Annotated in this window: 20 protein-coding genes; 13 read left to right on the plus strand and 7 right to left on the minus strand. The window is 71.5% G+C overall.

All coding sequences use genetic code 11. The annotated features are described in order from the left end of the window. Nucleotides 1–259: 259 nt before the first annotated feature. From K4B79_RS05150 to K4B79_RS05160, 3 genes are read right to left on the minus strand one after another with little or no spacing between them, the layout of a single operon-like run. Nucleotides 260–889 (minus strand): TetR/AcrR family transcriptional regulator, encoded by a 630-nt coding sequence (locus K4B79_RS05150; protein ID WP_232025039.1) that lies wholly within the window; start codon nucleotides 887–889, stop codon nucleotides 260–262. A 59-nt stretch (nucleotides 890–948) separates the two neighbouring features. Next, nucleotides 949–3033, minus strand: a complete 2085-nt coding sequence (locus K4B79_RS05155; RefSeq protein WP_232025040.1) for a YhgE/Pip family protein — start codon at nucleotides 3031–3033, stop codon at nucleotides 949–951. Beyond that, complete coding sequence (locus tag K4B79_RS05160; protein WP_232025041.1) at nucleotides 3005–3763, minus strand: ATP-binding cassette domain-containing protein; 759 nt, start codon at nucleotides 3761–3763, stop codon at nucleotides 3005–3007. The genes K4B79_RS05155 and K4B79_RS05160 overlap by 29 nt, the downstream gene beginning before the upstream one ends. A 180-nt stretch (nucleotides 3764–3943) precedes the next feature. Between K4B79_RS05160 and K4B79_RS05165 the strand changes: the two genes are divergently transcribed. The 3 genes from K4B79_RS05165 to K4B79_RS05175 all read left to right on the plus strand — a co-directional run bounded on the left by K4B79_RS05165 (nucleotide 3944) and on the right by K4B79_RS05175 (nucleotide 6152). Further along, entirely contained in the window at nucleotides 3944–4510 is a 567-nt protein-coding gene (locus tag K4B79_RS05165; protein WP_232025042.1) for an SAV_6107 family HEPN domain-containing protein, read from the plus strand. Between the two features lie 196 nt (nucleotides 4511–4706). After that, the gene (locus K4B79_RS05170) at nucleotides 4707–5477 is read left to right on the plus strand and encodes a methyltransferase (protein ID WP_232025043.1); all 771 of its coding nucleotides are present in this window, start codon (nucleotides 4707–4709) and stop codon (nucleotides 5475–5477) included. 276 nt (nucleotides 5478–5753) lie between these two features. Continuing rightward, nucleotides 5754–6152 carry a DUF3040 domain-containing protein gene (locus K4B79_RS05175; protein WP_232025044.1) on the plus strand — a complete coding sequence of 133 codons (399 nt, stop codon included), beginning with the start codon at nucleotides 5754–5756 and terminating at the stop codon, nucleotides 6150–6152. Between the two features lie 202 nt (nucleotides 6153–6354). Here the strand turns inward: K4B79_RS05175 and K4B79_RS05180 are convergent, their stop codons facing one another. From K4B79_RS05180 to K4B79_RS05195, 4 genes are all read right to left on the minus strand, one after another. Beyond that, nucleotides 6355–8772, minus strand: a complete 2418-nt coding sequence (locus K4B79_RS05180) for a transglutaminase TgpA family protein (RefSeq protein ID WP_232025045.1) — start codon at nucleotides 8770–8772, stop codon at nucleotides 6355–6357. Next, on the minus strand, nucleotides 8769–10133 hold the full coding sequence (locus K4B79_RS05185; protein WP_232025046.1) for a DUF58 domain-containing protein: 1365 nt from the start codon (nucleotides 10131–10133) through the stop codon (nucleotides 8769–8771). The genes K4B79_RS05180 and K4B79_RS05185 overlap by 4 nt, the downstream gene beginning before the upstream one ends. After that, complete coding sequence (locus K4B79_RS05190; protein WP_232025047.1) at nucleotides 10133–11167, minus strand: AAA family ATPase; 1035 nt, start codon at nucleotides 11165–11167, stop codon at nucleotides 10133–10135. Before K4B79_RS05190 ends, K4B79_RS05185 begins: the two co-directional genes overlap by 1 nt. 238 nt (nucleotides 11168–11405) lie before the next feature. After that, on the minus strand, nucleotides 11406–12014 hold the full coding sequence (locus K4B79_RS05195) for a beta-class carbonic anhydrase (RefSeq protein ID WP_374208423.1): 609 nt from the start codon (nucleotides 12012–12014) through the stop codon (nucleotides 11406–11408). 384 nt (nucleotides 12015–12398) lie between these two features. Between K4B79_RS05195 and rsmH the strand changes: the two genes are divergently transcribed. The 10 genes from rsmH (at nucleotide 12399) to K4B79_RS05245 (ending at nucleotide 24985) form a co-directional block, all read left to right on the plus strand. Then, entirely contained in the window at nucleotides 12399–13358 is a 960-nt protein-coding gene (gene rsmH, locus K4B79_RS05200) for a 16S rRNA (cytosine(1402)-N(4))-methyltransferase RsmH (protein WP_232025049.1), read from the plus strand. 34 nt (nucleotides 13359–13392) lie between these two features. Beyond that, on the plus strand, nucleotides 13393–13992 hold the full coding sequence (locus tag K4B79_RS05205; RefSeq protein ID WP_232025050.1) for a septum formation initiator family protein: 600 nt from the start codon (nucleotides 13393–13395) through the stop codon (nucleotides 13990–13992). Between the two features lie 5 nt (nucleotides 13993–13997). Then, a complete protein-coding gene (locus tag K4B79_RS05210; RefSeq protein ID WP_308280394.1) occupies nucleotides 13998–15974 on the plus strand; it encodes a peptidoglycan D,D-transpeptidase FtsI family protein in 1977 nt (658 codons plus the stop codon). A gap of 173 nt (nucleotides 15975–16147) precedes the next feature. After that, a complete protein-coding gene (locus tag K4B79_RS05215) occupies nucleotides 16148–17668 on the plus strand; it encodes a UDP-N-acetylmuramoyl-L-alanyl-D-glutamate--2,6-diaminopimelate ligase (protein ID WP_232025431.1) in 1521 nt (506 codons plus the stop codon). 4 nt (nucleotides 17669–17672) lie between these two features. Continuing rightward, nucleotides 17673–19079, plus strand: a complete 1407-nt coding sequence (locus K4B79_RS05220; RefSeq protein ID WP_232025052.1) for a UDP-N-acetylmuramoyl-tripeptide--D-alanyl-D-alanine ligase — start codon at nucleotides 17673–17675, stop codon at nucleotides 19077–19079. Beyond that, nucleotides 19079–20167, plus strand: coding sequence for a phospho-N-acetylmuramoyl-pentapeptide-transferase (mraY, locus tag K4B79_RS05225; protein WP_232025432.1), 1089 nt, complete (start codon nucleotides 19079–19081; stop codon nucleotides 20165–20167). The genes K4B79_RS05220 and mraY overlap by 1 nt, the downstream gene beginning before the upstream one ends. Further along, complete coding sequence (gene murD / locus K4B79_RS05230; protein ID WP_232025053.1) at nucleotides 20164–21573, plus strand: UDP-N-acetylmuramoyl-L-alanine--D-glutamate ligase; 1410 nt, start codon at nucleotides 20164–20166, stop codon at nucleotides 21571–21573. The genes mraY and murD overlap by 4 nt, the downstream gene beginning before the upstream one ends. Nucleotides 21574–21689: 116 nt before the next feature. Continuing rightward, on the plus strand, nucleotides 21690–23051 hold the full coding sequence (gene ftsW / locus K4B79_RS05235; protein WP_232025054.1) for a putative lipid II flippase FtsW: 1362 nt from the start codon (nucleotides 21690–21692) through the stop codon (nucleotides 23049–23051). A 6-nt stretch (nucleotides 23052–23057) separates the two neighbouring features. Then, the gene (murG, locus tag K4B79_RS05240) at nucleotides 23058–24155 is read left to right on the plus strand and encodes an undecaprenyldiphospho-muramoylpentapeptide beta-N-acetylglucosaminyltransferase (RefSeq protein ID WP_232025055.1); all 1098 of its coding nucleotides are present in this window, start codon (nucleotides 23058–23060) and stop codon (nucleotides 24153–24155) included. 35 nt (nucleotides 24156–24190) lie between these two features. Next, nucleotides 24191–24985, plus strand: coding sequence for a cell division protein FtsQ/DivIB (locus K4B79_RS05245; protein ID WP_232025056.1), 795 nt, complete (start codon nucleotides 24191–24193; stop codon nucleotides 24983–24985). The last annotated feature ends 278 nt before the right edge of the window (nucleotides 24986–25263 follow it).

Below are 25263 nucleotides of genomic sequence, written 5' to 3' on the forward strand. Positions count from 1 at the left end.
GGGCGCGGCTCCGGCACCGGCGACACGGGGCGCCGGAACGGAGCGGCCCCTGATCCGCTCCTTCCGTCGGCAGAGCCGGCGGAAGCGAGACACGGGGGAACCCGGAGTTGACCGAACGGGACCCAACGGGGGAATCGGGGGACACGGGGGAATCGGGGGAGCACGAGGAGGCGCCGGTTCGAGGTGGCCCGCGGGGGACGCGGCCACATCGGACCGGCGCTTCTGTGTGCGCCGACCACACCTGCGGCCCGTGTGGGCCTCAGTGGCAGCCGCTCACCCGCCCCTGGAGCAGCCGGGACAGCGCCGCGTGCACGTCGTCCAGGGAGCGTTCCGGCTGGAACGCCTGCCAGTCCAGGGCGGCCACCAGCACCATGCCGACCAGCGCGGCCGCGGTCAGCGGGATGTCGATCTCGTCGCTGAACTCGCCGTTGTCGACGCCCTCGCGCAGCACGCCCTCGATGACCGCCACCGCCTCCTGCCGGACCACCATCAGGGTGGATTGCCAGGCCCGGTTGGTGCGCCACAGCTCCGCCACGTACAGCTGGGTGAAGGACGGATAGCGCTGGATGAAGACCAGCCCCGCGCGGATCATCGCGTCCAGGGCGTCCACCTTGCCGCCCCCGTCCCGGGCGGTGCGCTCGGCCGCCTCCCGCAGGGACGCGCTGAGGAGGCCCACGCCGTGCCGCAGCAGTTCCTCGAAGAGGACGGACTTGCTCGCGAAGTTGTAGTAGACCGTGCCCTTCGCGACCCCGGCCCGCTCGGCGATCTCGTCCACCGTGGTGGCGGAGAAGCCCTGCTCGGCGATGAGCGTGACGGCCGCCTCGTAGAGCTTCTGCCGGGTGGCCTCGCGGCGCGTGCTGACACCCGACGTGGCGCTGCTGCTTTCCATGGTCCCGATTCTCACAGGAGCCGCCCCCCGGCGGGGCACCGGAGGCGTCACCGCCGGGCTCACAGGGTCAGCTCCGGGTGCAGCCGGTCGAGCGTCCACACCTGTCGCCGGCGGGCCGACACGGCCGTCAGGGCCAGCGCGCCCGCGGTGAAGGCCGCCAGCACGGCACAGGCCTCCCAGACCGGCCCGAGGCCACCGCCCGTGATGAGCCGGCGCAGCGCCTCGACGACGTAGCTCATCGGCAGGAAGGGATGCAGCGCGTTGAAGAAGCCGGGGCTGGTCTGCACCGGGTAGGTGCCGCCCGCGGAAGTCAGCTGGAGCATCAGGAGGGCGAGGACGAGGATCCGCCCGGCCGCTCCGAAGCGGGCGTTCAGCCACTGCACGATCGCCGCGAAGCACGCCGTCACCAGGAACAGGAAGCCCACCGTCCCGGCCGCCCGCACCATCTGGAGGCCGACCGCCCAGTGCAGCACCGCCATCAGGGCCGCCGTCTGGAGCACCCCGATCGCCACCACCGGCAGCCAGCCCGCCAGCGCGATCCGCCAGGCCGAGGCGCCCGCGGCCAGCGCACGCCGGTTCATCGGGGTGATCAGCATGTACGCCACCATCGCGCCCACCCACAGGGACAGCGGGATGAAGTACGGGGCGAAACCGGTGCCGTAGTTGGGCGCCTTGTGCAGGTCCCTGGAGACCAGCTGGACGGGGTCCGCCATCACCTCGGTGCGCTGGTCGCGGTCCTTCTCGTCGTAGTCGGGGATCTGCTCGGCGCCGTCGTGCAGGCCCCGCGAGAGCTTGCCCGAGCCGTCGACGAGCTTGTACATGCCGCCGTTCAGGTCCTCGGCGCCGGTCCTGAGCTCGCCGACGCCCTCGTCCAGGTCCGTGGCACCTGTCTCGGCCGTCCCGAGCCCGGTGTGCAGCGCCTTGGCGCCGTCGGCGACCTTGCCAGCGCCCTCGTTCAGCTTGTTGATCTTCCGTACGGCGTCGTCGAGGTCCTCGGTGAGGTGGGGCGCCCGGTCGGCGAGCGCCCGGGCCTGCTTCTGGAGCGTGCCGAGGTGGCCGTCGAGCTTCTTCAGGTCGCCGTTCTGGTCCGCGACCAGGGTGTTGACGTCGTCGGCGACCTTCGCCACGTCCGCCGCGGCCTGCTTCGCCTTCTTCAGGTCGGCGCAGGCGGCGTCCGGCAGCACGGGGTCCGTGCAGCGCGCCCTGTACACCGTCTCCAGGGTGCCGGAGGCCGCGTGGGCGCCCTTGGCGGCGGTCGGGGCGGTCTTCACCAAGGTGTCGAGGTTGTGCCGGACCGCCGCGGCCGAGTCGGCGACGAGGCGGGCCGTGTCCCCGATGGTCTTCTCGTTGTCCTTCAGGAACGGACGCACCTTGTCCGAGACCCCGTTGACCTTGTCCGCCAGGGTCTGCGTGCCGTCCGCGACGCGGCGCGCGCCGTCCTCCAGGTCACCCGCGCCCGAGTCCAGCTTCGTCAGCCCCGTGGAGAGCCTGCCACTGCCCTTCTCGGCGTCCTTCAGGCCGTCGGCGAGGTCCTTGGAGCCCTTCTCCGCCTTGCCGATGCCGCCCTGAAGGTCGTCGGCCCCGTCCGCGGCCTTCACGGTCGCGCCGTGGATGTCCGAGAACGAGATGAAGATCCGGTCCAGGAAGGACCGCGAGGCCTTGGTGGACGCGGCCGTCCGCACCTCCGCGAACACCGTTCGCGAGATCTGCCCGACGATGTAGTTGTTCGCGTCGTTCGTCCGCACCTGGAGCGCGCCGGTCTCGGGCGAGGCGCCCGAACTGGAGGCGATCCGGCGGCTGAAGTCCTTCGGCATGGTCAGCGACAGGTAGTACCTGCCGTCCTCCACGCCCGCGCGTGCCTCGGCGGCGCTCACCTCCTGCCAGTCGAAGACGTCGCTCTCGCGCAGCCCCTTGGTGATCTCGTCGCCCGCCGTGAGGCGCTTCCCGTCGGCGGTGGCGCCCTGGTCGTCGTTCACCAGCGCCACGGGGATGCGGTCCAGTCGGCCGTACGGGTCCCAGAAGGACCACAGGTACAGGGCGCCGTACAGCAGCGGCAGCACCAGCAGCGCCACCAGGGCGGCGCGCGGCAGCTTGCCCCTGCCGAAGCGGCGCAGCTCAAGCGCGGCCAGTCGCGGCGAGCGCATCGGCGTTCTCCTTCCGGGACTCTCGGGACTGTCGGGGTTCTTGGGACTGTCGGGTGGAGATCCGCACGGCGTCCTCGGGGGCCTCGCTGCACACGGCCAGGACGGTCGTTCCGCCCTCGGCGATCGACCTCAGCAGCGCCCAGGCCTCGGCGCGCTCGGCGTCCGACAGCTTCAGGTCGACGTCGTCGACACCCAGCAGCCCCGGCCGCCCGATCAGCGCCAGCGCCACGGACAACCGCAGCGCCTCCAGCCGCTCCAGATCGCGTACGGCGGTCCGCGGGCCCTTGGGCAGGTCCGCGGGGTCGAGCCCGGCGGCGGCCAGCGCGGTGTCGATCCGCAGCGCCGACTCCGCGGACCGCTCGGCACGCGGCCGCAGCAGTCCGCGCAGGGAGTCGCCGAACCGCCGCTGCAGCAGCGCCCGTTCCCGCAGGTGCTCCCCGACGGTCAGGGCCGGGTCGAGGTCGGTGACCCCGAAGACATGGGCCAGGGCACCGATCCGGCGTACCGCCCCCACCTGCTTCGGCAACCGCGCCCCGCCCACGGTCGCCGTCCCCTCGGTGGCCCTCATCCGTCCGGTGAGCGCGAGCAGCAGGCAGGTGCGCCCGGACCCCGACGGCCCTTCGACGGCGATCAGCGAACCGGGCTCCGCGGACGCGGTGATCCCTCGGAACGCCCAGCCGCGCGGGCCTTCGAGGCCGAAGTTCTCGGCGGTGATGCCGACTGCGCCCACGATCCCCCCTCAGCGATGTGGCGATTTTTTGAACTGACTGGTCAGTGCAAAAGCTAGCCCGAACTTGCGATCGAAGCAAAATCCCAGGTCAGAACGGATTGTCAGTGCCATACCTCACGATGGGCACATACGGCACCTCGTATCAGGAGCGTGCCGTCACACGACGACAGGAGGTTCGTCATGGCCAGCTACCACGCAGCAGCCGCCCGTCGGCGCCGCGCCTCCGGCCCTGCCCCCTCACTGACCGGCCCGGCGAGCGACGTGCACCCCGTGCTCCGCCGGGCCACGGCCCCGCCCGCCGCCCTCGACCTGCTCGCCCAGGCCCGCGCCGGCCTGGACGAGGCCACCACGCTGGAAACGTCGAACGAGCGCTACGCCACGGCCCACCTCGCCGCCCTGCGCACCGCCGCCGCCGTGCTCGCCGCCCGGGGGCGCCCGGAGACCTCCGCCCGACGCAGGGCCAAGATCCGGAGCGCCTGGGAAGTGCTCCCCGAGATCGCGCCCGAGCTCACCGAGTGGAGCGCGCTGTTCGCCTCCGGGGCCCGGCGCCGCGCCCGGGCCGAGGCCGGTATCCAGGGCGCGGCCAGCCGCCGGGACGCCGACGACCTGATACGCGACGTGGCGATGTTCCTCCGCCTCGTCGAACGCATGCTGGTCCTCCAGCCGGTCCTGCCCCAACCACGCCAGGACACGGACCGGCAGGAGGGCACCGACACCACCGACCGCGACTTCCCGGACGCGGGCTGACCGGCCGGGTACCAGGGGGGAAGCGGAGCGCGGACCGGGGCGAGGACCGGGGGAAACGGAGTGGCGCACCGCCGCCGCGGGTCCCATTAGGGTGGAGACCGCCTGAAGCCTCTGCCCGCCGCGGTCCGCGGCCGAGAGAGGCGTCCCGATCGCTCCGCCGCGCAAGAGGCGGTGCCGCGCCGAGGAGTCAACTGCCGTGTCGGACCCGCTGCGACCCCGCGCCTCTCTCCGTACCGCCGTGGTCTGGGAGGTCCTCCAGGACGCTCTTGATCGACGGGTCAAGGCCACGGGCCGGGAGTCGCTGGACGTCCTCGACACCGGAGGCGGCAGCGGCAACTTCGCGGTGCCGGTCGCCCGCCTGGGCCACCGCGTCACCGTCGTCGACCCCAGCCCCAACGCGCTGTTCGCCCTGGAGCGCCGCGCCGCCGAGGCCGGGGTCGCCGACCGGGTGCGCGGCGTCCAGGGCGACGCCCACGGTCTCCTCGACGTGGTCGAGCGCGACGGCCACGACGTGGTGCTGTGCCACGGCGTCCTGGAGTACGTGGACGACCCCGCCGAGGGCATCCGCAACGCGGTGGCCGCCCTGCGCTCCGAGGGCGTCCTCAGCCTGCTCGCCGCCGGCCTGGGCGGTGCCGTGCTCTCGCGTGCCCTCGCCGGCCACTTCAAGGAGGCCAGGCAGGCCCTCGACGACCCGAACGGCCGCTGGGGCGCCGGCGACCCCGTGCCGCACCGCTTCACCACCGAGCAGCTCACCGCCCTGGTAGAGGGCGCGGGCCTCGCCGTCGCCGCCGTGCACGGCGTCCGGGTCTTCGCCGATCTCGTCTCCGGCGTGCTGGTCGACACCGAGCCCGGGGCCCTGGAGGCGCTGCTGAAGCTGGAGGAGGCGGCGGCCGAGCTCCCCGCCTTCCACTCCGTGGCCACACAGCTTCATGTGCTGGGTGAGACCCGGGCGGCCGCCGAGGCCTGAGCGTCCTGTCGTGACGCGTCGCTGATCAGCGACGCGGCTGTGGATGGAGTACGCCACAGGCCCCCCGATCGCGCGCTGAGCGCCGTATGATCGAGGGAGGCCGCCCGGCATGACGGGTCGGCTCCTGGGGAATGGAAGCCTCAGCGAGTCGGAACGCTCATGGCGGATTCCGGTTGGCCAATTGGCGCAGAGGGGCGGGTTTCACGGGGGCGATTCCCTGCCTATCCTGAAGGGACCCCCTAGTCGCCCCGGCGACTGCACGATGAGGAGGACTCCGTGCCGCTCTCGGAGCACGAGCAGCGAATGCTCGAGCAGATGGAGCGAGCGCTGTACGCCGAAGATCCCAAGTTCGCGTCGGCGCTCGAGGGAAGCGGGCTGCGTACGTACACCCGGCGTCGGGTCTACCAGGCGGTCGCGGGCTTCCTCGTGGGTATCGCGCTCCTCATGGCCGGTATGGTCGCCAAGCAGGTGTGGCTCAGCGTGGTCGGCTTCCTGGTCATGCTGGGTTGTGCGGTACTCGCCGTAACAGGTTGGCGCAAGGCCCCCAAGCCGGGGGAGCAGCCGACCGGTGCCGGTCCACAGACAGCACGCCGTCAGGGACGACAGCGGCGCTCCATGATGGACCGTATCGAGCAGCGCTGGCAGCGGCGCCGCGACGAACAACAGGGCAATTAGCTCGACGAACAGCTCTCGCGTCCGTGAGGGGGTGACCACCTGGCCGGGTGGTCACCCCCTCACGCATGCGCGGTAAATCGGCCAACTTCTTCGGCCAACTTCTCTTCCAACGGATCCAACGGGTCCAACGGGCGGGGCCCGGACCGCCTCACACGGTCCGGGCCCCGCCCGTTCGTCTGCCCGCCCCACCAGGGGGCGCCGCTCAGCCTCGCTGGTCCGACGGCTTGCGCAGGGTCGGCCGGACCTCGGCCATGCGCGCCGTGAAGCCCGCCCACCACTCCGAGAGCGCCCAGGCCACCCGTACGGTGGAACGCGGAGCGATCACCGCGCGCATCTTGGTGCCCCTGCTGACCGTGTGGTTCAGCCCGGCCGTGGCCCGGCGGACGTCTTCCGCCAGCCCCGCCGTCGGGCGTGGACGGGGCGCGTAGAGCACCTGCTCCACGGCGTCCGCCACCCGGTGCACGCCCGCTGCCGTCGCCGGGTCGAGCTGCCCGATCCGGACGATGCGCGCGGCTGCCTTGCGCGGGGTCTGCGACTCCTCCGGCGCGATCCCGAAGTCCCACGCCGTGTCGGTCAACTCCTCCCAGACGGCGAGGGTGTGCCGCGCCGAGTCCGCCTCGCTGCGGCCGTGCCCGCCCAGCCGTACCGCCCGGGTCCGCAGCCGCCACAGCATCGGCGCCAGGGGGACCGCCAGGACCAGCAGCCCGACGGCGAGCCAGCCCAGCAGTCTCAGATACCACCAGGGGCCGGCCACGACCCACCAGGAGATGTCGTCGTCGTCGCCCGGCGCGGCCGCCGGGGACTCGCTCTGGCACTCGTTCAGCTTCTTCTGCTCCGGGGTGCAGGTGTCGCTGGCCGAGGGCGCGGCGGAGGGCGCCGTGCTGGCCGCCTCGGACGGCTGCGCCGGGTTCGGCAGCGAGCTGCCGGGCGTCTCCGGGGCGGTGTACGACGGCACCGTGCCCCGGCTGGGGGTCGGCTCGAAGCGGGTCCAGCCCACACCCTCGAAGTACAGCTCGGGCCAGGCGTGGGCGTCCTTCAGCCCCACCGACACCGTGTCACCCTCCACGGTGCCGGGCGCGAAGCCCACCGCGACCCGGGCCGGAATGCCCAGGGACCGGGCCATCGCCGCCATCGCGAAGGAGAAGTGGACGCAGAAGCCCTCCTTGTCCCTCAGGAAGCGGGCGATCGCCTGGGAGCCGTTGCCCACCTGCACCTGGGTGTCGTACTCGAAGCCACCGGTCACGGCGAAGTAGTCCTGGAGCGCGACCGCCTGCTCGTAGGGGTTGGTGATCCCCTCGGTGACCCTGCGGGCCGTCTCGCCCACCACCGCCGGCAGGGACGGGGGGAGCTCGGTGTACTCGCGGACCAGGGCCGGGGGCGCCGGGGGCGCGTCGGCGAGCTGTCGGGCCGTCGGCTGCACGTCGAGGCTTCTCACCTGGTACGTCAGGCCGCTCGTGGTCTGGCCGTGGTCGCCGACGAGCGTCATGCCCTCGGGCTCGTAGCGCCAGTTGCCGCTGATGCTCACACCGCTCGGCGGGTACGGCATCGGCAGCCAGTTCTGGGCGTAGCCGTCGGTCGCCGTGACGGTGGTGACGAACTCCGTGCTCTTGACGTCGCGGGACAGGCCCACGGGCGTCGGGAACGTGCCGTCCGGCACGGCGGTGATGGCGCGCTTGGACGGCTTCCAGGTGGTGCCGTCGAAGTCGTCCAGGGACACGATCCGCAGGTACAGGTTCGACAGGTCCGCGTTCTTGTCGGGCCGCAGGGACATGACCTGGCGGTCCTCGTCCACGTTCAGGTTGTCGCGGAGGGACACCAGCGGGTTCACCGCGGAGATGGTGCCGCCGCCTCCGGAGCCGGAGCCCACACCCGCGCCCGCGTTCTCCAGCAGGCCGCCGTTCATCGCGGGCATGGCGAGCGGCACCACGAGGGCGACGCCCAGCGCGACCACACCGATGCGCCGGCCGGTGCGGACCGGGGCCACCGCCCCGCCGGACTCCGCGCCGCCCTGGGTGCGGGGCGCCCCGCCGAAGACCCGGCCCCACTGCGACAGCCGCTCCCGCCCCTCGGCCAGGAGCAGCAGCAGATAGCCGGCCGCCGCGACCAGGAACCACAGCCAGTCGGCGCCGCCTTCGGACAGCCCTGCGGCGACCGAGTACAGGGCCAGCAGCGGCAGGCCGGCCGGGGCCGCGCTGCGGAAGGTCACCGCGAGGGTGTCCACCGCGAGACCGATGATCAGCACGCCGCCGACGAGCATCAGCCGGATGCCGTCGGACTCCAGGGGCGCCGGGATCGCGTACCGCGCGATGTCGTCGGAGCCCTGGCGGAGCAGGTCGGCGAAGTGCACGAAGGCGTCCGGGCCGGGGATCAGCCCGACGAAGGCCTGTTCGCGGGCGAAGCTCAGGGTCAGCAGCATCAGGCCCACCAGGGCCTGCGCCAGCACTGTCAGGGGCCGCGCCAGCGGAACCCGCCGGGTCGCGGCGCCCACGCCCGACTGCACCGCCAGCAGGAAGCCGGCCTGCACGATCCAGGTGGCCGGATCCACCAGCGGCAGCAGGGCGCACGCGGCCATCAGTGTGGCCGCCCAGGCGCACAGCGCCAGTCGTGCCCGCCCGCTCATCGCAGTCCCTCCCCGGAACCGGTCGCACCGACGCCCGAGCGCTCCCGGTCCGCCTGGCGCCACAGGCCGTCCAGCGCCGCGCCACGCGGCACGGCCAGGGCCGTCCAGCCCGCCTCGCGCAGCATCCGCAGCCGCTCCTCGCCCCTGTTCAACGGGCCGGGCACATCGCTCGGTTCCCGGATCCAGCTCTCGCTGTCCAGCACGAAGGCGATCGCCCCGCCGCTGCGCCGGCGCATCTTGGCGGCCACCGCGGCCTGCTCCTCGTCCAGGTCGCCGAAGAAGCCCACCAGCAGTCCTTCATTGCCCCCGCGCAGCACGTCGTAGGCCCGGGACAGGCCCGCGCCGTCGGAGTGGTCGATCACCGCGAGGGTGTCCATCATCAGCCCGGCCGCGTCCGCCGTCTCCTGGCTCGCGCCCGCGAACCCGTCGGCGCCCTCGCCCGGCACCGAGTTGCCGGTGTCCGTCAACAGCCGTACGGAAAAGCCCCGTTCGAGCATGTGCACCAGGACGGACGCGGCGCCCGAGACGGCCCACTCGAAGGCCGAGTCCGGTCCCGCGCCCTGGAAGGCGATGCCCCGGGTGTCCAGCAGCACCGTGCAGCGGGCCCGCTGCGGCTGTTCCTCGCGGCGCACCATCAGCTCGCCGAAGCGGGCGGTGGAGCGCCAGTGCACCCGGCGCAGGTCGTCGCCGTAGCGGTACCCGCGCGGGATGATGTCGTCGTCGCCGGCCAGGGCGAGCGAGCGGTTGCGTCCGTCGCCGTAGCCCTTCGCCTCGCCGCTGAACCGCACCGGCGGCAGTGGCTCCACGCGCGGGATGACCGTCAGGTCGTCGTACGTGGAGAAGGAGCGGGTCAGCTCGCACATGCCGAACGGGTCGGTCAGGCGCAGCTGGAGCGGGCCCAGCGGATAGCGGCCGCGCAGGTCGGAGCGGACCCGGTAGGACACCTCGCGGCGGCCGCCCGGCTCCACCCGGTCCAGGACGAACCGGGGGCGCGGACCGAGCACGTACGGCACCCGGTCCTGGAGCATCAGCAGGCCGGTGGGCAGCCGCGAGACATTGTCCATCCGCAGATGGACGCGGGCCTCGCTGCCGGCGGGCACGCGCGCGGGGGAGAGCCGGCGGCTGCCGGCCACCCGGTAGCGCGTGCGGAAGAGCACGGTGGCGCAGATCAGGGGCAGCACGGCCAGCAGCAGGCCGACCCGCAGCAGGTCGCTCTGGCCGAGGACGTACGCGCAGATCGCCGCGGCGACCCCGGCGGCCAGGAAGGACCGGCCGCGGGTGGTCAGACCGGCCAGCGCCGTACGTACACCGCCCTTGTCCCCCCGGTCGGCCTCCGCGTGCCCGGGCCCCCCGGTGCTCATCAGAGCCTCCGCGGCGGCTGCTGCGGATACGCCGGCGCTCCCCGCAGCCCGAGACCGGTGCCCTGCTGGGGCGCCGCCGGGACCGCGGTGCGCTGGAGGATCTCCTGGACGACCTGCTCGGCGGTGCGCCGGTTCAGCTGGGCCTGGGCGGTCGGCAGGAGCCGGTGGGCCAGGACCGCGACGGCGAGCGCCTGCACGTCGTCCGGCAGGGCGAACTCCCGCCCACTGAGGGCCGCGGACGCCTTCGCCGCGCGCAGCAGGTGCAGCGTCGCGCGCGGGGAGGCGCCGAGTCTGAGGTCCGGGTGGGTGCGGGTGGCCGCGACCAGCTCCACCGCGTAGCGTCGGACGGGCTCGGCGACATGGACATTGCGGACGGCTTCGATGAGCTTCACGATGTCGTGCGCGTGGGCCACCGGCTGGAGGTCCTCCAGCGGGCTCACCCCGCCGTGGACGTCGAGCATCTGCAGCTCGGCCTCCACGCTCGGGTAGCCCACGGAGACGCGTGCCATGAAACGGTCGCGCTGGGCCTCCGGCAGCGGGTAGGTGCCCTCCATCTCCACCGGGTTCTGGGTGGCCACCACCATGAAGGGGCTGGGCAGCTCGTAGGTCTGCCCGTCGATGGTGACCTGGCGCTCCTCCATCGACTCCAGGAGCGCCGACTGCGTCTTCGGCGAGGCACGGTTGATCTCGTCGCCGATCACGATCTGCGCGAAGATCGCCCCCGGCTTGAACTCGAAGTCCTTTCGCTGCTGGTCCCAGATGGACACACCCGTGATGTCCGAGGGCAGCAGGTCGGGCGTGAACTGGATGCGCCGCACCGAACAGTCGATGGAACGCGCCAGTGTCTTGGCCAGCATGGTCTTGCCGACACCGGGGACATCCTCGATCAGAAGATGTCCCTCGGCGAGCAGTACGGTCAGCGAAAGCCGTACGACCTCGGGCTTGCCCTCGATCACACCCTCCACCGAACTGCGGACTCGCTCCGCTGTGGCGGTCAGATCAGTGAGGCTCGCTCGATCGTCATAGGTCGTCACCCGGCCCTCCTCGGCCCGTTCTTTCCGGGCCGACGCTCTTGACGCGCAGCCGGCCCACCCCGAATCACGGACACCACGCGTGAAAGGTTCCGCGCGACGCCACACCCCGCATTCTTGCTGCCGTTACCGTTTCGTGTCACTCGCCTGTGGACAACTGCCCGCGCTATGTCAGGTCTTACGGTGTTTTGGGCGCCGGACGGCCGGAAATCCACAGCGAAACGACAGCTGCCGCCGTCGGTTACGCGGGGTCGACCTCGCGCAGCAGGCCGGTCTTCACGTCGAAGACGAAGCCGCGTACGTCGTCGGTGTGCACCAGGAACGGCGAGGTGCGTACCCGCTGCATCGACTGCCGTACGTCCTGGTCGACGTCCCGGAAGGCCTCCACCGCCCAGGCCGGACGCTGGCCGACCTCCATCTCCAGCTCGGTGCGGAAGTCCTCGGTGATCGCCTCCAGACCGCAGCCGGTGTGATGGATGAGGACGATACTGCGCGTCCCCAGCTTGCGCTGGCTGATGGTCAGCGAGCGGATCACGTCGTCGGTGACCACGCCACCGGCGTTGCGGATGGTGTGGCAGTCGCCCAGCTCCAGACCGAGCGCGGCGTGCAGGTCGAGGCGGGCGTCCATACAGGCCACCACGGCGACGTGCAGGACGGGGCGGGCGTCCATGCCGGGGTCGGCGAAGGCGTCGGCGTACCGCTCGTTCGCCTCGACGAGGCGGTCGGTGACGGTGCCGCCGGCTATGGCGGCCTTGGAGCCAGTGGGTACCGATGCGGAAGTCGTCATACCCATGACGGTACTGGTCACCCTCGCAATCGGCCCGGTGTGAGAGGGGACAAAGAATGTCATCGAGCCTTGGTGTGAGCTAACCCACAGGAGTGGTGCGAGGGCGGCCACACGGGTGATTCCGTCCGTTTCGTCGCTTCGACCGCGTCCGGGTCCGCGACGCGCAGGCCGGTTGATTGACCGCGAGACACCGTGGACTAAAGTGACGCGAAGCGGGAGGCGAGGCTCTCCCTGCTGGACTGACATTCCCGGAGACCCCGGCTCACGCACGGCCGGTCTCCCCACGTGCGCGGCGCGTACGTACGGCTCGGCCTCGTCCCGCTCCCGGCCGGCCGACGCTTTTGGCGCCGGCGGGCCGTCCCCTTCACTGGGGGTCCCCCAGCTTGCCGGGGGAGGGCGGGGACCCGGCCGTACGGACGAGGGCCGCGCCGGACCTGAGAGGGCCAGTTGAGCCAGAGTCGACATGTCCCGGTGATGCTCCAGCGGTGCCTGGACCTGTTGGCCCCCGCACTTCAGGACCGGCCGGGAGCGGTCGTCGTCGACTGCACCCTCGGCCTCGGCGGCCACAGCGAGGCTCTGCTCGCCCGCTTCCCCGAGGCCCGGCTGGTCGCCCTGGACCGCGACAAGGAGGCCCTGCGCCTGTCCGGCGAGCGCCTCGCGCCCTACGGGGAGCGGGCCACCCTGGTGCACGCGGTCTACGACGAACTCCCCGACGTACTGGACCGGCTCGGCATCCCGCACGTCCAGGGTGTCCTGTTCGACCTCGGCGTCTCCTCCATGCAGCTCGACGAGGCCGACCGCGGCTTCGCCTACGCCCAGGACGCCCCGCTCGACATGCGCATGGACCAGACGACCGGCATCGGCGCCGCCGAGGTCCTCAACACCTACCCGCCGGGCGAACTCGTCCGCATCCTCCGGGCGTACGGCGAGGAGAAGCAGGCCAAGCGGATCGTGGGCGCGATCGTGCGCGAGCGGGAGAAGGAGCCGTTCAGCAACAGCGCGCGGCTCGTGGAGCTGATCCGGGACAGCCTCCCGCAGGCCGCCAAGCGCACCGGTGGCAACCCGGCCAAGCGCACCTTCCAGGCCCTGCGGATCGAGGTCAACGGCGAACTGGCCGTGCTGGAGCGGGCGATCCCGGCCGCGGTGAAGGCGCTCGACGTGGACGGGCGGATCGCCGTCCTGTCGTACCACTCGCTGGAGGACCGGCTGGTCAAGCAGGTGTTCGCGGCCGGCGCCGCCACCACCGCGCCGCCCGGGCTGCCCGTCGTGCCGGAGCGGTACCAGCCCAGGCTCAAGCTGCTCACCCGTGGTGCCGAACTTCCCACCGAGGAAGAGGTCGCCGAGAACCGGCGGGCGGCGCCGGCGCGGCTGCGCGGCGCCCAGCGCGTCAGGAGGGACGTCGAGTGAGTGGACCGGGGTACCGGACGCGAGGGGCGGGCGAGTGAGCAGCAGACCCCGACTGAGGGGCAGGGCCGCCCGGCTGGCCCGACTGATCCCGGTGGGCGCGACCCCCGGCCAGGCCGCCCGCGCCCCGTTCGTCCTCCTTGTCGTCCTGCTGCTGGGGGGCGGCCTCATCGGGCTGCTGGTGCTGAACTCGGCGCTGTCCGAAGGGTCGTTCGAACTCGACGACCTCCAGAAGGAGACGAAGAGCCTGACCGACGAGGAGCAGGCGCTCCAGCGGGACATCGACGCCTATTCGGCCCCCGCCGCCCTCCAGCGCCGCGCCCGTGAACTCGGCATGGTGCCCGGCGGCGACCCGGCCTTCCTCGACCCCGACGGCAGCGTGAAGGGCGTACCGAGTCCCGCCTCCGGCCCTCGGCAGGCCTCCGCGCGGACGCCCCTCGTGCTCGCCCCCGAGGCGCTCGACAGCATGACCGGCCACACACCGACGACCCCCGGCACACCGACGCCGACCGCCGCCACGCCGACTCCCACGCCGCCGCAGACCCCCACGGCCCCGCCGCCCGCACCTCAGGAGGCCGCCCGGCAGGGCCGGCCCCTCCAGACCCCCGCGACCCCGACCCCTACCCCCGGCAGGTGACGGAAGTGGCTGATGACTCCGGCAGGCAACCCCCGCGCCGCCGGGTCCCCGGACCCGCACGCCCCGAGCGCTCCGCCCGCCCCGTCGGCCGGCCGCGTCCGGGCCCCGGAGCCCGCCCGGCCCGTCGCCCGGCGGCGCCCCGGCCCGCGGCCCCCAAGGTCATCCGGCTGGGCAGCCCCCGGCCCCGGCTGCGCATGGTCGGCCTGGCGCTGACCCTCGTCCTGATCGCCTTCGTCGTACGGCTGCTCCAGGTGCAGGCCGTCGACGCCGGCACGTACGCCGCCAAGGCCGAGCAGAACCGGTACGTCGGCTACACCCTGGCTGCCGAGCGCGGCGGGATCACCGATCGCGACGGAGTCGCCCTCGCGACCAGCGTGGACGCGTACACGATCACCGCGGACCCCACGCTCTTCACCCGCAAGCAGCTGAAGATCGACGACGGGCCGGAGCAGGCGGCCGCGCTGCTCGCCCCGATCCTCGGCGAGGAGCAGGACACGCTGGTCGAGAAGCTCAGGCCGGCGAACAAGGAACTGCGCTACGTCGTGCTCGCCAACCGGCAGACCCCGCAGGTCTGGAAGCAGATCAAGGACCTCAAGAGCGCGCTGGCCACCAAGGCCGAGGACGACAGGAGCACGGTCAACGTCCTCGCGGGCGTGCTCGCCGTGCCCACCAGCAAGCGCGTGTACCCCAACGGTGATCTCGCCGCCGGGATACTGGGCTGGGTCAACGCCGACGGCAAGGGCGGCGGCGGTGTCGAGCAGCAGCTGAACTCCCTGCTGGCCGGCAAGGACGGCAAGATCCGCTACGCCCAGTCCCGCGGCGTCCAGGTGCCGACCGCGGGCTCCACCGAGACGCCGGCGGTGCCCGGCAGTGATGTCGAGCTCACCATCGACCGCGACATCCAGTGGGCCGCACAGAACGCGATCACCGACCAGGTCGAGGAGTCCCAGGCGGACCGCGGCTATGTGATCGTGCAGGACACCCGGACCGGCGAGATCCTCGCCATGGCCAACTCGCCCGGCTTCGACCCGAACGACCTCTCCAAGGCCAGTTCGGTGAACATGGGCAACGCGGCCCTCCAGGACGCCTTCGAGCCCGGCTCCACGGCCAAGGTCATGTCGATGGCCGCCGTCCTCGAACAGGGTGTCGCCACCCCGCAGACGCACGTCGTGGTGCCCAACCGGCTGCACCGCGGCGACCGGCTCTTCAAGGACGACATCAACCACCCGACCTGGTACCTCACGCTCAACGGCGTGCTCGCCAAGTCCAGCAACATCGGCACCATCCTGGCCACCGGCCAGCTCGGCAAGACGCAGCGGCAGGCCAACCAGGTCCTCTACTCGTACCTGCGCAAGTTCGGCCTCGGCAGCTACACCGGGCTCGACTTCCCCGGCGAGACGCCGGGCATCCTCGCGCGGCCCGGCGACTGGTCGACCTCACAGCAGTACACGATTCCTTTCGGCCAGGGCGTGTCCATCAACGCGATGCAGGCGGCCTCCGTCTACTCGACCATCGCCAACGGCGGCGTACGCACCGAGCCCACGCTCGTACGCGGCACGAAGGGACCGGACGGGCGCTTCACACCGGCCGCGAAGCCCAAGGAGACAAGGGTCGTCAGCGCGAAGACGGCGAAGACCCTCGCCCAGATGCTGGAGTCCGTCGTGGACGACGAGGAGGGCACCGGCAGCAAGGCGCGCATCCCCGGCTACCGGGTCGCGGGCAAGACGGGTACGGCCAACCGCGTGGATCCGGCCACCGGCAAGTACAAGGGCTACACCTCGTCGTTCGCCGGATTCGCGCCCGCCGACAAGCCCCGCATCACCGTCTACTGCGCCATCCAGAACGCCACCAACGGCAACTACTTCGGCGGCCAGATCTGCGGACCCGTCTACAAGAAGGTCATGGAGTTCGCCCTGAAGAGCCTCCAGGTCCCGCCGACCGGCGCCAAGCCCGCCAGCCTTCCGGTCATCTACAAACCCTGACCAGCACTGTTCAGCACAGACCCCTCAGGAACCACCTCGTGACAACGATCACCCCCGATTCCGGGAACCAGGGTGCCCCCGCGCCCTCACTTCGCTCCGAACCGGGTACGCCCGGTACGCTCACCGCCGTGCCACACGCTGATCAGTCCCAAACCACCCAGAAGGGCGCACCCGTGACATATCCGGGGCCGCCTCGGCCGGTGCAGGTCTCCGCCACACCCCTCGCGGAACTCGCCGATCAGCTGGGTGCCGAGCCGCCGCAGCGCGCCGCCGAGGTCACGGGCATCACCCATGACTCGCGCGCCGTCCGCCCCGGCGACCTGTACGCCGCCCTGCCGGGCGCCCGCCTGCACGGCGCCGACTTCGTCACCCAGGCCGCGGGCCTCGGCGCGGTCGCCGTGCTGACCGACCCGACCGGCGCCGAACGCGTCGCCGCCACCGGGCTTCCGGCGCTGGTCGTGGACGACCCACGCGCGCGGATGGGCGCACTGGCGGCCACGATCTACGGCCACCCGGGACGCGATCTGCTCCAGATCGGCATCACCGGCACCTCCGGCAAGACCACCACCGCCTACCTGGTCGAGGGCGGCCTGCGGACGGCCCGCTCCACCGGCCTGATCGGCACGGTCGAGATGCGCATCGGCGACGAGCGCATCAAGTCCGAGCGCACCACGCCCGAAGCCACCGACCTCCAGGCCCTGTTCGCGGTCATGCGCGAACGCGGTGTCGAGGCGGTCGCCATGGAGGTCTCCAGCCACGCCCTCGTCCTCGGACGGGTCGACGGCTGCGTCTTCGACATCGGCGTCTTCACCAACCTCAGCCCGGAGCACATGGAGTTCCACTCCGACATGGAGGACTACTTCCGGGCCAAGGCGCAGCTGTTCACGCCGAAACGCAGCCGGCTCGGCGTGGTCAACTTCGACGACGAGTACGGGCGCAGGCTGGTCAAGGAGGCCACCGTGCCGGTGATCACCTTCTCCGCCGAGGGGCACCCGGACGCCGACTGGCGGGCCGAGGGCGTCGAAGTCGGGCCCATGGACTCGATGTTCACCGTGATCGGCCCCAAGGAGGAGCGGATCACGGCCACCTCGCCGCTCGCCGGTCCGTTCAACGTGGCCAACACCCTCGCCGCGATCGTCGCCCTGGCCGCCGCGGGCCTCGACCCGCAGGCCGCCGCCGACGGCATCGCCGCGGTGCCGGGCGTACCGGGTCGGCTGGAGCGGGTGGACGCCGGACAGCCGTATCTCGCGGTGGTCGACTACGCCCACAAGACCGACGCCGTCGAATCGGTCCTGCGAGCCCTGCGCAAGGTCACCGAGGGCAGGCTGCACATCGTCCTGGGCTGCGGAGGCGACCGGGACACCACCAAGCGCGGGCCGATGGGCGCCGCCGCGGCCCGGCTCGCCGACACCGCCGTACTGACCTCCGACAACCCCCGTTCCGAGGACCCCCTGGCGATCCTCGCAACCATGCTCCAGGGCGCCGCGTCCGTGCCAGTACACGAACGCGGCGAGGTCCAGGTCTTCGAGGACCGGGCCGCCGCGATCGCCGCCGCCGTCGCCCGCGCACAGCCGGGCGACACCGTGCTGGTCGCCGGCAAGGGACACGAGCAGGGCCAGGACATCGCCGGAGTGGTCCGCCCCTTCGACGACCGCCAGGTGCTTCGAGAAGCCATTCAGAAGACCCAGGGATGAACTTGTGATCGCCCTCTCTCTCGCCGAGATCGCAGCAGTCGTCGGCGGGCAGACGCATGACATACCGGATCCGTCGGCCGAGGTCACCGGACCGGTCGTCCGGGACTCCCGCGAGGCGGGACCGGGCACCCTGTTCGCCGCGTTCGCCGGTGAGCGCGTCGACGGCCACGACTTCGCCCGGCAGGTCGTCGAGGCGGGCGCGGTCGCCGTGCTGGCCTCCCGCCCGGTCGGAGTGCCCGCGATCGTCGTCGAGGACGTCCAGAGCGCCCTCGGTGCCCTCGCGCGTCATGTCGTACGGCAGCTCGGCGCGACCCTCGTGGCGCTCACCGGGTCCGCCGGCAAGACCAGCACCAAGGACCTGATCGCGCAGGTGCTCCAGCGCAAGGCGCCGACGGTGTGGACGCCCGGCTCGCTCAACAACGAGATCGGGCTGCCGCTGACCGCCCTGTCCGCCACCGAGGAGACGCGGTTCCTCGTGCTGGAGATGGGCGCCCGCGGTATCGGCCACATCCGCTACCTCGCCGGCCTGACGCCCCCGAAGATCGGCCTCGTGCTCAACGTCGGCTCCGCCCACATCGGCGAGTTCGGCGGCCGCGAGCAGATCGCGCAGGCCAAGGGCGAACTCGTGGAGGCCCTCCCGGAGGACGGCACGGCGGTCCTCAACGCGGACGACCCCCTCGTACGGGCCATGGCATCCCGTACGAAGGCGAAGGTGATCCTTTTCGGAGAGTCCGGCGAAGCGGACGTACGCGCCGAGAACGTGAGACTCACGGACAGCGGACAGCCCGCCTTCCTGCTTCGCACACCCTCCGGTGCAAGCGAAGTGACCATGCGCCTGTACGGTGAGCACCACGTGTCGAACGCGCTCGCCGCGGCCGCCGTCGCCCATGAGCTGGGCATGTCCGCGGAAGAGATCGCCACCGCGCTCTCCGAGGCGGGCTCCCTCTCCCGCTGGCGTATGGAGGTCACCGAGCGCCCGGACGGCGTGACCATCGTCAACGACGCCTACAACGCGAACCCCGAGTCCATGCGAGCCGCCTTGCGCGCGCTCGCGGCCATGGGCAGGGGGCGGCGGACCTGGGCGGTGCTCGGCAAGATGGCCGAGCTCGGGGACGAGGCGCTCGCCGAGCACGACGCGGTCGGACGGCTGGCCGTCCGGCTCAATGTCGGCAAGCTCGTCGCGGTCGGGGGCAGGGAAGCGTCCTGGCTGCAACTGGGCGCATATAACGAGGGTTCGTGGGGTGAGGAGTCGGTGCACGTGTCCGACGCACAGGCGGCGGTCGACCTGTTGCGCAGCGAGTTGCGCCCGGGAGACGTCGTACTCGTGAAGGCGTCCCGGTCGGTCGGACTCGAGAGCGTGGCGCAGGCGCTCGTCGAGACCGGTGCCGAGGGTGAGGTTTCCGCCCGATGATGAAGCAGATCCTGTTCGCAGGAGTCATTGGTCTTTTTCTCACGCTGATCGGCACCCCGCTGCTGATCAAGCTCCTCGCCCGCAAGGGCTACGGCCAGTACATCCGTGACGACGGCCCGCGCACGCACGGCAGCAAGCGCGGTACGCCGACGATGGGCGGTATCGCCTTCATCCTGGCCACGGTCGCCGCGTACTTCCTGTCCAAGGTGTTCACCGGTCTCGGCGCGGCCGAGACGCCCCCGCCGACCTTCTCGGGCGTGCTCGTTCTCGCCCTCATGGTCGGCATGGGCATGGTCGGCTTCCTCGACGACTACATCAAGATCGTCAAGCGGCGTTCGCTGGGTCTGCGGGCCAAGGCGAAGATGGCCGGCCAGCTGATCGTCGGCATCACCTTCGCGGTGCTGTCCCTCCAGTTCGCGGACTCCCGGGGCCAGACACCGGCCTCCACGAAGCTGTCGTTCATCACGGACTTCGGCTGGACGATCGGCCCCGTGCTGTTCGTCGTCTGGGCGCTGTTCATGATCCTTGCGATGTCCAACGGCGTGAACCTGACGGACGGTCTGGATGGCCTCGCCACCGGCGCCTCCGTCCTCGTCTTCGGCGCCTACACCTTCATCGGTGTCTGGCAGTTCCAGGAGTCCTGCGCCAACGGCGAGGCGCTGACCAACCCGGGCGCCTGCTACGAGGTGCGTGATCCGCTCGACCTGGCGGTCGTCGCCTCCGCGCTGATGGGCTCGTGCCTGGGCTTCCTGTGGTGGAACACCTCGCCCGCCAAGATCTTCATGGGCGACACCGGTTCGCTCGCGCTCGGTGGTGTCCTGGCCGGCCTCGCGATCTGCTCCCGCACCGAGCTGCTGCTCGCGCTGCTGGGCGGTCTGTTCGTGCTCATCACCATGTCGGTGGTCATCCAGGTCGGCTCGTTCCGCCTGACCGGCAAGCGGGTCTTCCGTATGGCGCCACTCCAGCACCACTTCGAACTCAAGGGGTGGTCCGAAGTCCTTGTGGTGGTCAGATTCTGGATCATCCAGGGCATCTGTGTGATCGTCGGACTGGGCCTCTTCTACGCGGGATGGGCGGCTGACAAGTGACCGACTGGCAGGGCAGGCACGTCACCGTCGCCGGACTCGGTGTCTCCGGGATCCCGGCGGCCAGGGCGCTGCACGCGCGCGGGGCGATCGTCACGGTCGTCAACGACGGCGACGACGCACGCGCGCGTGAGCAGGCCGCCGAACTGGAGGCGCTCGGCGTCACCGTGCGTCTCGGTGACGGCGCCACCCTGCCGGAGGGCACCGACCTCGTCGTCACCGCCCCGGGCTGGAAGCCGGACAAGCCGCTGTTCGCGGCGGCCCGCGCGGTCGGCCTGGAGATCTGGGGCGACGTCGAACTGGCCTGGCGCCTGCGCGGCCCCGACGCCGCCCCCTGGCTCGCGATCACGGGCACCAACGGCAAGACGACCACCACCCAGATGCTCGCGTCGATCCTCAAGGCCGCCGGCCTGCGCACGGCCGCGGTCGGCAACATCGGCGTCTCCCTCCTCGACGCGGTGCTCGGCGAGGAGGAGTACGACGTGCTCGCCGTGGAACTCTCCAGCTACCAGCTCCACTGGGCACCCTCCCTGCGCGCCCACTCCGCCGCCGTCCTGAACCTGGCGCCGGACCACCTCGACTGGCACGGCTCCATGGAGGCGTACGCCGCCGACAAGGGCCGCATCTACGAGGGCAATCGCGTCGCCTGCGTCTACAACGTCGCCGACAAGGCCACCGAGGACCTGGTCCGCGAGGCCGACGTCGAGGAGGGCTGCCGGGCCGTCGGCTTCACCCTCGGCACGCCCGGACCCTCCCAACTCGGTGTCGTGGACGGCATCCTGGTCGACCGCGCCTTCGTGGAGAACCGGCAGAAGAACGCCCAGGAGCTCGCCGAGATCTCCGACGTGAACCCGCCGGCCCCGCACAACATCGCCAACGCCCTCGCGGCGGCGGCCCTCGCACGGGCCTTCGGGGTGCCCGCCGCGGCCGTACGCGACGGTCTGCGGGCCTTCACACCGGACGCCCACCGCATCGCGCACGTCGCGGATGTGGACGGTGTCGCCTACGTGGACGACTCCAAGGCCACCAACACCCACGCGGCCGAGGCCTCGTTGGCGGCGTACGAGTCGATCGTGTGGATCGCGGGCGGTCTGGCCAAGGGCGCCGCCTTCGACGAACTGGTCGCCAAGTCGGCAAAGCGACTTCGCGGGGCCGTGCTCATCGGCGCCGACCGGGCCCTCATCCGGGAAGCCCTCGCGCGACACGCCCCGGAAGTACCCGTCGTCGACCTCGACCGGACCGACACTGGGGCGATGCTCCAGGCGGTCCAGGAGGCGAAGCGGCTCGCGGCCCCCGGCGACACGGTTCTGCTGGCCCCGGCCTGTGCCTCCATGGACATGTTCACCAACTACAACAAGCGCGGTGACGCGTTCGCGGAGGCGGTTCGCGAACTCGGCGCGGGCACCTGACCGCGGGCCTCGGCCACGTCGGGTGCATCGGGACCCTTTGGAGGGACGCGTGACTCGGATGTGGCCCGGGTTCGATCGGACAGCAGGCCCCGGCCCCGGCCGGGCGGGAGACGTCGATGCCCGGTAGCCGTACCGGGCGGCCGCCCGTGCAGCGGGCCGTCAGACGCCCCGCGGCCCCCCGCCCACCGCGCGAGAACCCCGTCCTGACCCTGTACCTGCGCGCCCGCCGCGCCTGGGACCGGCCGCTGACCGCGTACTACCTGATCCTCGGCGGCAGCCTGCTGATCACCGTGCTCGGCCTGGTGATGGTCTACTCGGCCTCCCAGATCACGGCCCTCCAGAAGTCGCTGCCGGGGTCCTTCTTCTTCCGCAAGCAGTTCCTGGCCGCCGCCATCGGCGCCGCGCTGCTGCTGATCGCCTCCCGGATGCCGGTGAAACTGCACCGGGCGCTGGCCTACCCGATCCTGGCGGGCGCCGTCTTCCTGATGGCCCTGGTGCAGGTGCCGGGGATAGGGATGTCGGTCAACGGCAACCAGAACTGGATCGCCCTCGGCGGCTCCTTCCAGATCCAGCCCAGCGAGTTCGGCAAGCTCGCCCTCGTACTGTGGGGCGCCGACCTGCTGGCCCGCAAGCAGGACAAGCAGCTGCTGGCCCAGTGGAAGCACATGCTGGTGCCGCTCGTGCCGGTCGCCTTCATGCTGCTCGGGCTGATCATGCTCGGCGGCGACATGGGGACCGCGATCATCCTGACGGCGATCCTGTTCGGCCTGCTGTGGCTGGCGGGCGCGCCCACCCGGCTGTTCGTCGGTGTGCTGTCGATCGCCGCGACCCTCGGTGTGATCCTCATCAAGACCAGCCCCAACCGCATGGCCCGCCTGCAGTGCATCGGCGCCACCGAACCCGGTCCGGGCGACTCCTGCTGGCAGGCCGTCCACGGCATCTACGCCCTGGCCTCCGGCGGACTGTTCGGTTCCGGGCTCGGTGCGAGTGTGGAAAAATGGGGCCAACTCCCGGAAGCGCACACGGACTTCATCTTCGCCGTCACCGGTGAGGAACTGGGCCTGGCGGGGACGCTGTCCGTGCTCGCCCTCTTCGCGGCTCTAGGCTATGCGGGTATCCGCGTGGCCGGACGCACGGAGGACCCCTTCGTGAGGTATGCCGCGGGAGGTGTGACCACCTGGATCACCGCTCAGGCGGTGATCAACATCGGTGCGGTGCTCGGCCTGCTGCCGATCGCCGGTGTCCCCCTCCCGCTGTTCTCCTACGGGGGTTCCGCCCTGCTGCCGACCATGTTCGCCATCGGGCTCCTGATCGCCTTCGCGCGTGACGATCCCGCTGCGCGGACGGCGCTTTCGATGCGGCAACCCCGCTTTGGTAGAAAGCGGGGGGCCGCGGGCTCGGCTGCCACGCGGGAGCCCAGGAGATGGAACACGATGCGACGGCGTGCCTCGGCGGCACGCTCGTCCGGAGAGCGGTGAATTTCGGTGCATGTCGTACTCGCCGGTGGGGGGACCGCCGGCCACATCGAGCCCGCGCTCGCCCTCGCGGACGCCCTGCGCAGGCAGGACCCGACCGTGGGGATCACGGCCCTGGGCACGGAGCGCGGCCTGGAGACCCGGCTGGTACCGGAGCGGGGCTACGACCTCGCGCTGATCCCCGCGGTGCCGCTGCCACGCAAGCCCACCCCCGAGCTGATCACCGTCCCGGGCCGGCTGCGCGGCACGATCAAGGCCGCCGAGCAGATCCTGGAGCGCACCAAGGCGGACGCGGTCGTCGGCTTCGGCGGCTATGTGGCGCTGCCCGGCTACCTCGCCGCCAAGCGCCTGGGCGTGCCCATCGTCATCCACGAGGCCAACGCCCGCCCCGGCCTCGCCAACAAGATCGGCTCGCGCTACGCCGCCAGGGTCGCCGTCTCCACCCCGGACAGCAAGCTGCGTGACGCCCGCTACATCGGCATCCCGCTGCGCCGCACCATCGCCACCCTCGACCGGGCCGCGATGCGTCCCGAGGCCCGCGCCGCCTTCGGGCTCGACCCGAACCTGCCGACGCTGCTGGTCTCCGGCGGTTCGCAGGGCGCGCGCCGGCTCAACGAGGTCGTCCAGCAGGTCGCGCCCTACCTCCAGCAGGCCGGGATCCAGATCCTGCACGCGGTCGGCCCGAAGAACGAACTGCCGCACGTACAGCAGATGCCGGGAATGCCCCCGTACATCCCGGTACCGTACGTGGACCGGATGGACCTCGCGTACGCCGCTGCCGACATGATGCTCTGCCGCGCGGGCGCGATGACCGTCGCCGAACTCTCCGCCGTCGGGCTCCCGGCCGCCTACGTCCCGCTGCCCATCGGCAACGGCGAACAGCGGCTGAACGCCCAGCCGGTGGTCAAGGCCGGCGGTGGACTGCTGGTCGACGACGCGGAACTGAGCCCCCAGTGGGTCCAGCAGAACGTCCTGCCCGTGCTCGCCGACCCGCACCGGCTGTACCAGATGTCCCGTGCCGCCGCCGAGTTCGGCCGCCGGGACGCCGACGACCTGCTCGTCGGCATGGTGTACGAGGCGATCGCCGCCTCTCGTGCACACCGGTAGGGACCGTATTGCCAGGTAGGTGAAAGGCAGGCAGCGTGGCCGGATCGACGACCGCCGAGCGCGGGGAACGCCAGCAGGAGTCGTCCGGCCCGCCGCCCGCCCGGAGGTTCACCCCGCCCCGACTTCGTACGATCATCATCCTCGCGGTGGCGGTGGTGGTCCTGGCGGCCGCCTCCGTCTGGGTGCTGTACGGCTCGAACTGGCTGCGCGTGGAGCGCGTGTCCGTCTCCGGCACCAGGATCCTGACGCCCGCACAGGTGCGTGAGGCCGCCGACGTACCGGTCGGCGCACCGCTGATTTCCGTCGACACCGATGCGATCGAGGCACGACTGCGCCAGAAATTGCCCCGAATTGACGTGGTTGACGTAGTGCGTTCCTGGCCTCATGGAATCGGGCTGAAAGTGACCGAGCGTACTCCGGTTCTGCTTGTCCAAAAGGGGCAAAACTTTGTCGAAGTGGACGACGACGGTGTCCGATTCGCCACGGTTTCTGAGCCGCCGAAAGGCGTGCCCGCACTGGAATTGACGCTCTCTCAGCCAGGCTCGCGCGCCGCGAGCCTGCGCCGTTTCGACGAGGGCCGACTCGTGCGCGAGGCGGTCCGGATCGCCGGTGCCGTTCCGGCCGCCGTCGCGAAGGACACACGGACCGTCAAGGTGCGTTCGTACGACGACATCTCGCTGGAGTTGAGCGGCGGCCGGACCGTCGTCTGGGGAAGTGGCCAGAAGAGTGCCGCCAAGGCTCGCACGCTCACCGCTCTCATGAAAGCCTCACCGGATGCGCGGCACTTCGACGTCAGCGTCCCCACCGCGCCCGCGTCATCAGGGAGTTGACGCACATCCGCGCAGGCCAGCACCCTGGTTGGCTAGCGCTACGGCTGATCACATAGGGTGAAAAGAAAAACGGGAGGTTCGGCGTGTTCGTTGAACGTGCGCCACTTGTCGACTTAGTGTCCTGTTCAGAAGACTCCAGGGAACAGACACACTGGTAACCCTAAACTTCAGCGTTAGGGTTCGGGTCGGCGCTACGGACCGTCCCATTCGGCATCTGTCGTCGGAGCGCGGGTTCACCCCGTGAGGCGGCGACAACGTAATTCGAGGCGAGAGGCCTT

The organism is Streptomyces lincolnensis (genome assembly GCF_021173675.1).
In the GTDB taxonomy this organism is placed as follows: domain Bacteria; phylum Actinomycetota; class Actinomycetes; order Streptomycetales; family Streptomycetaceae; genus Streptomyces; species Streptomyces lincolnensis_B.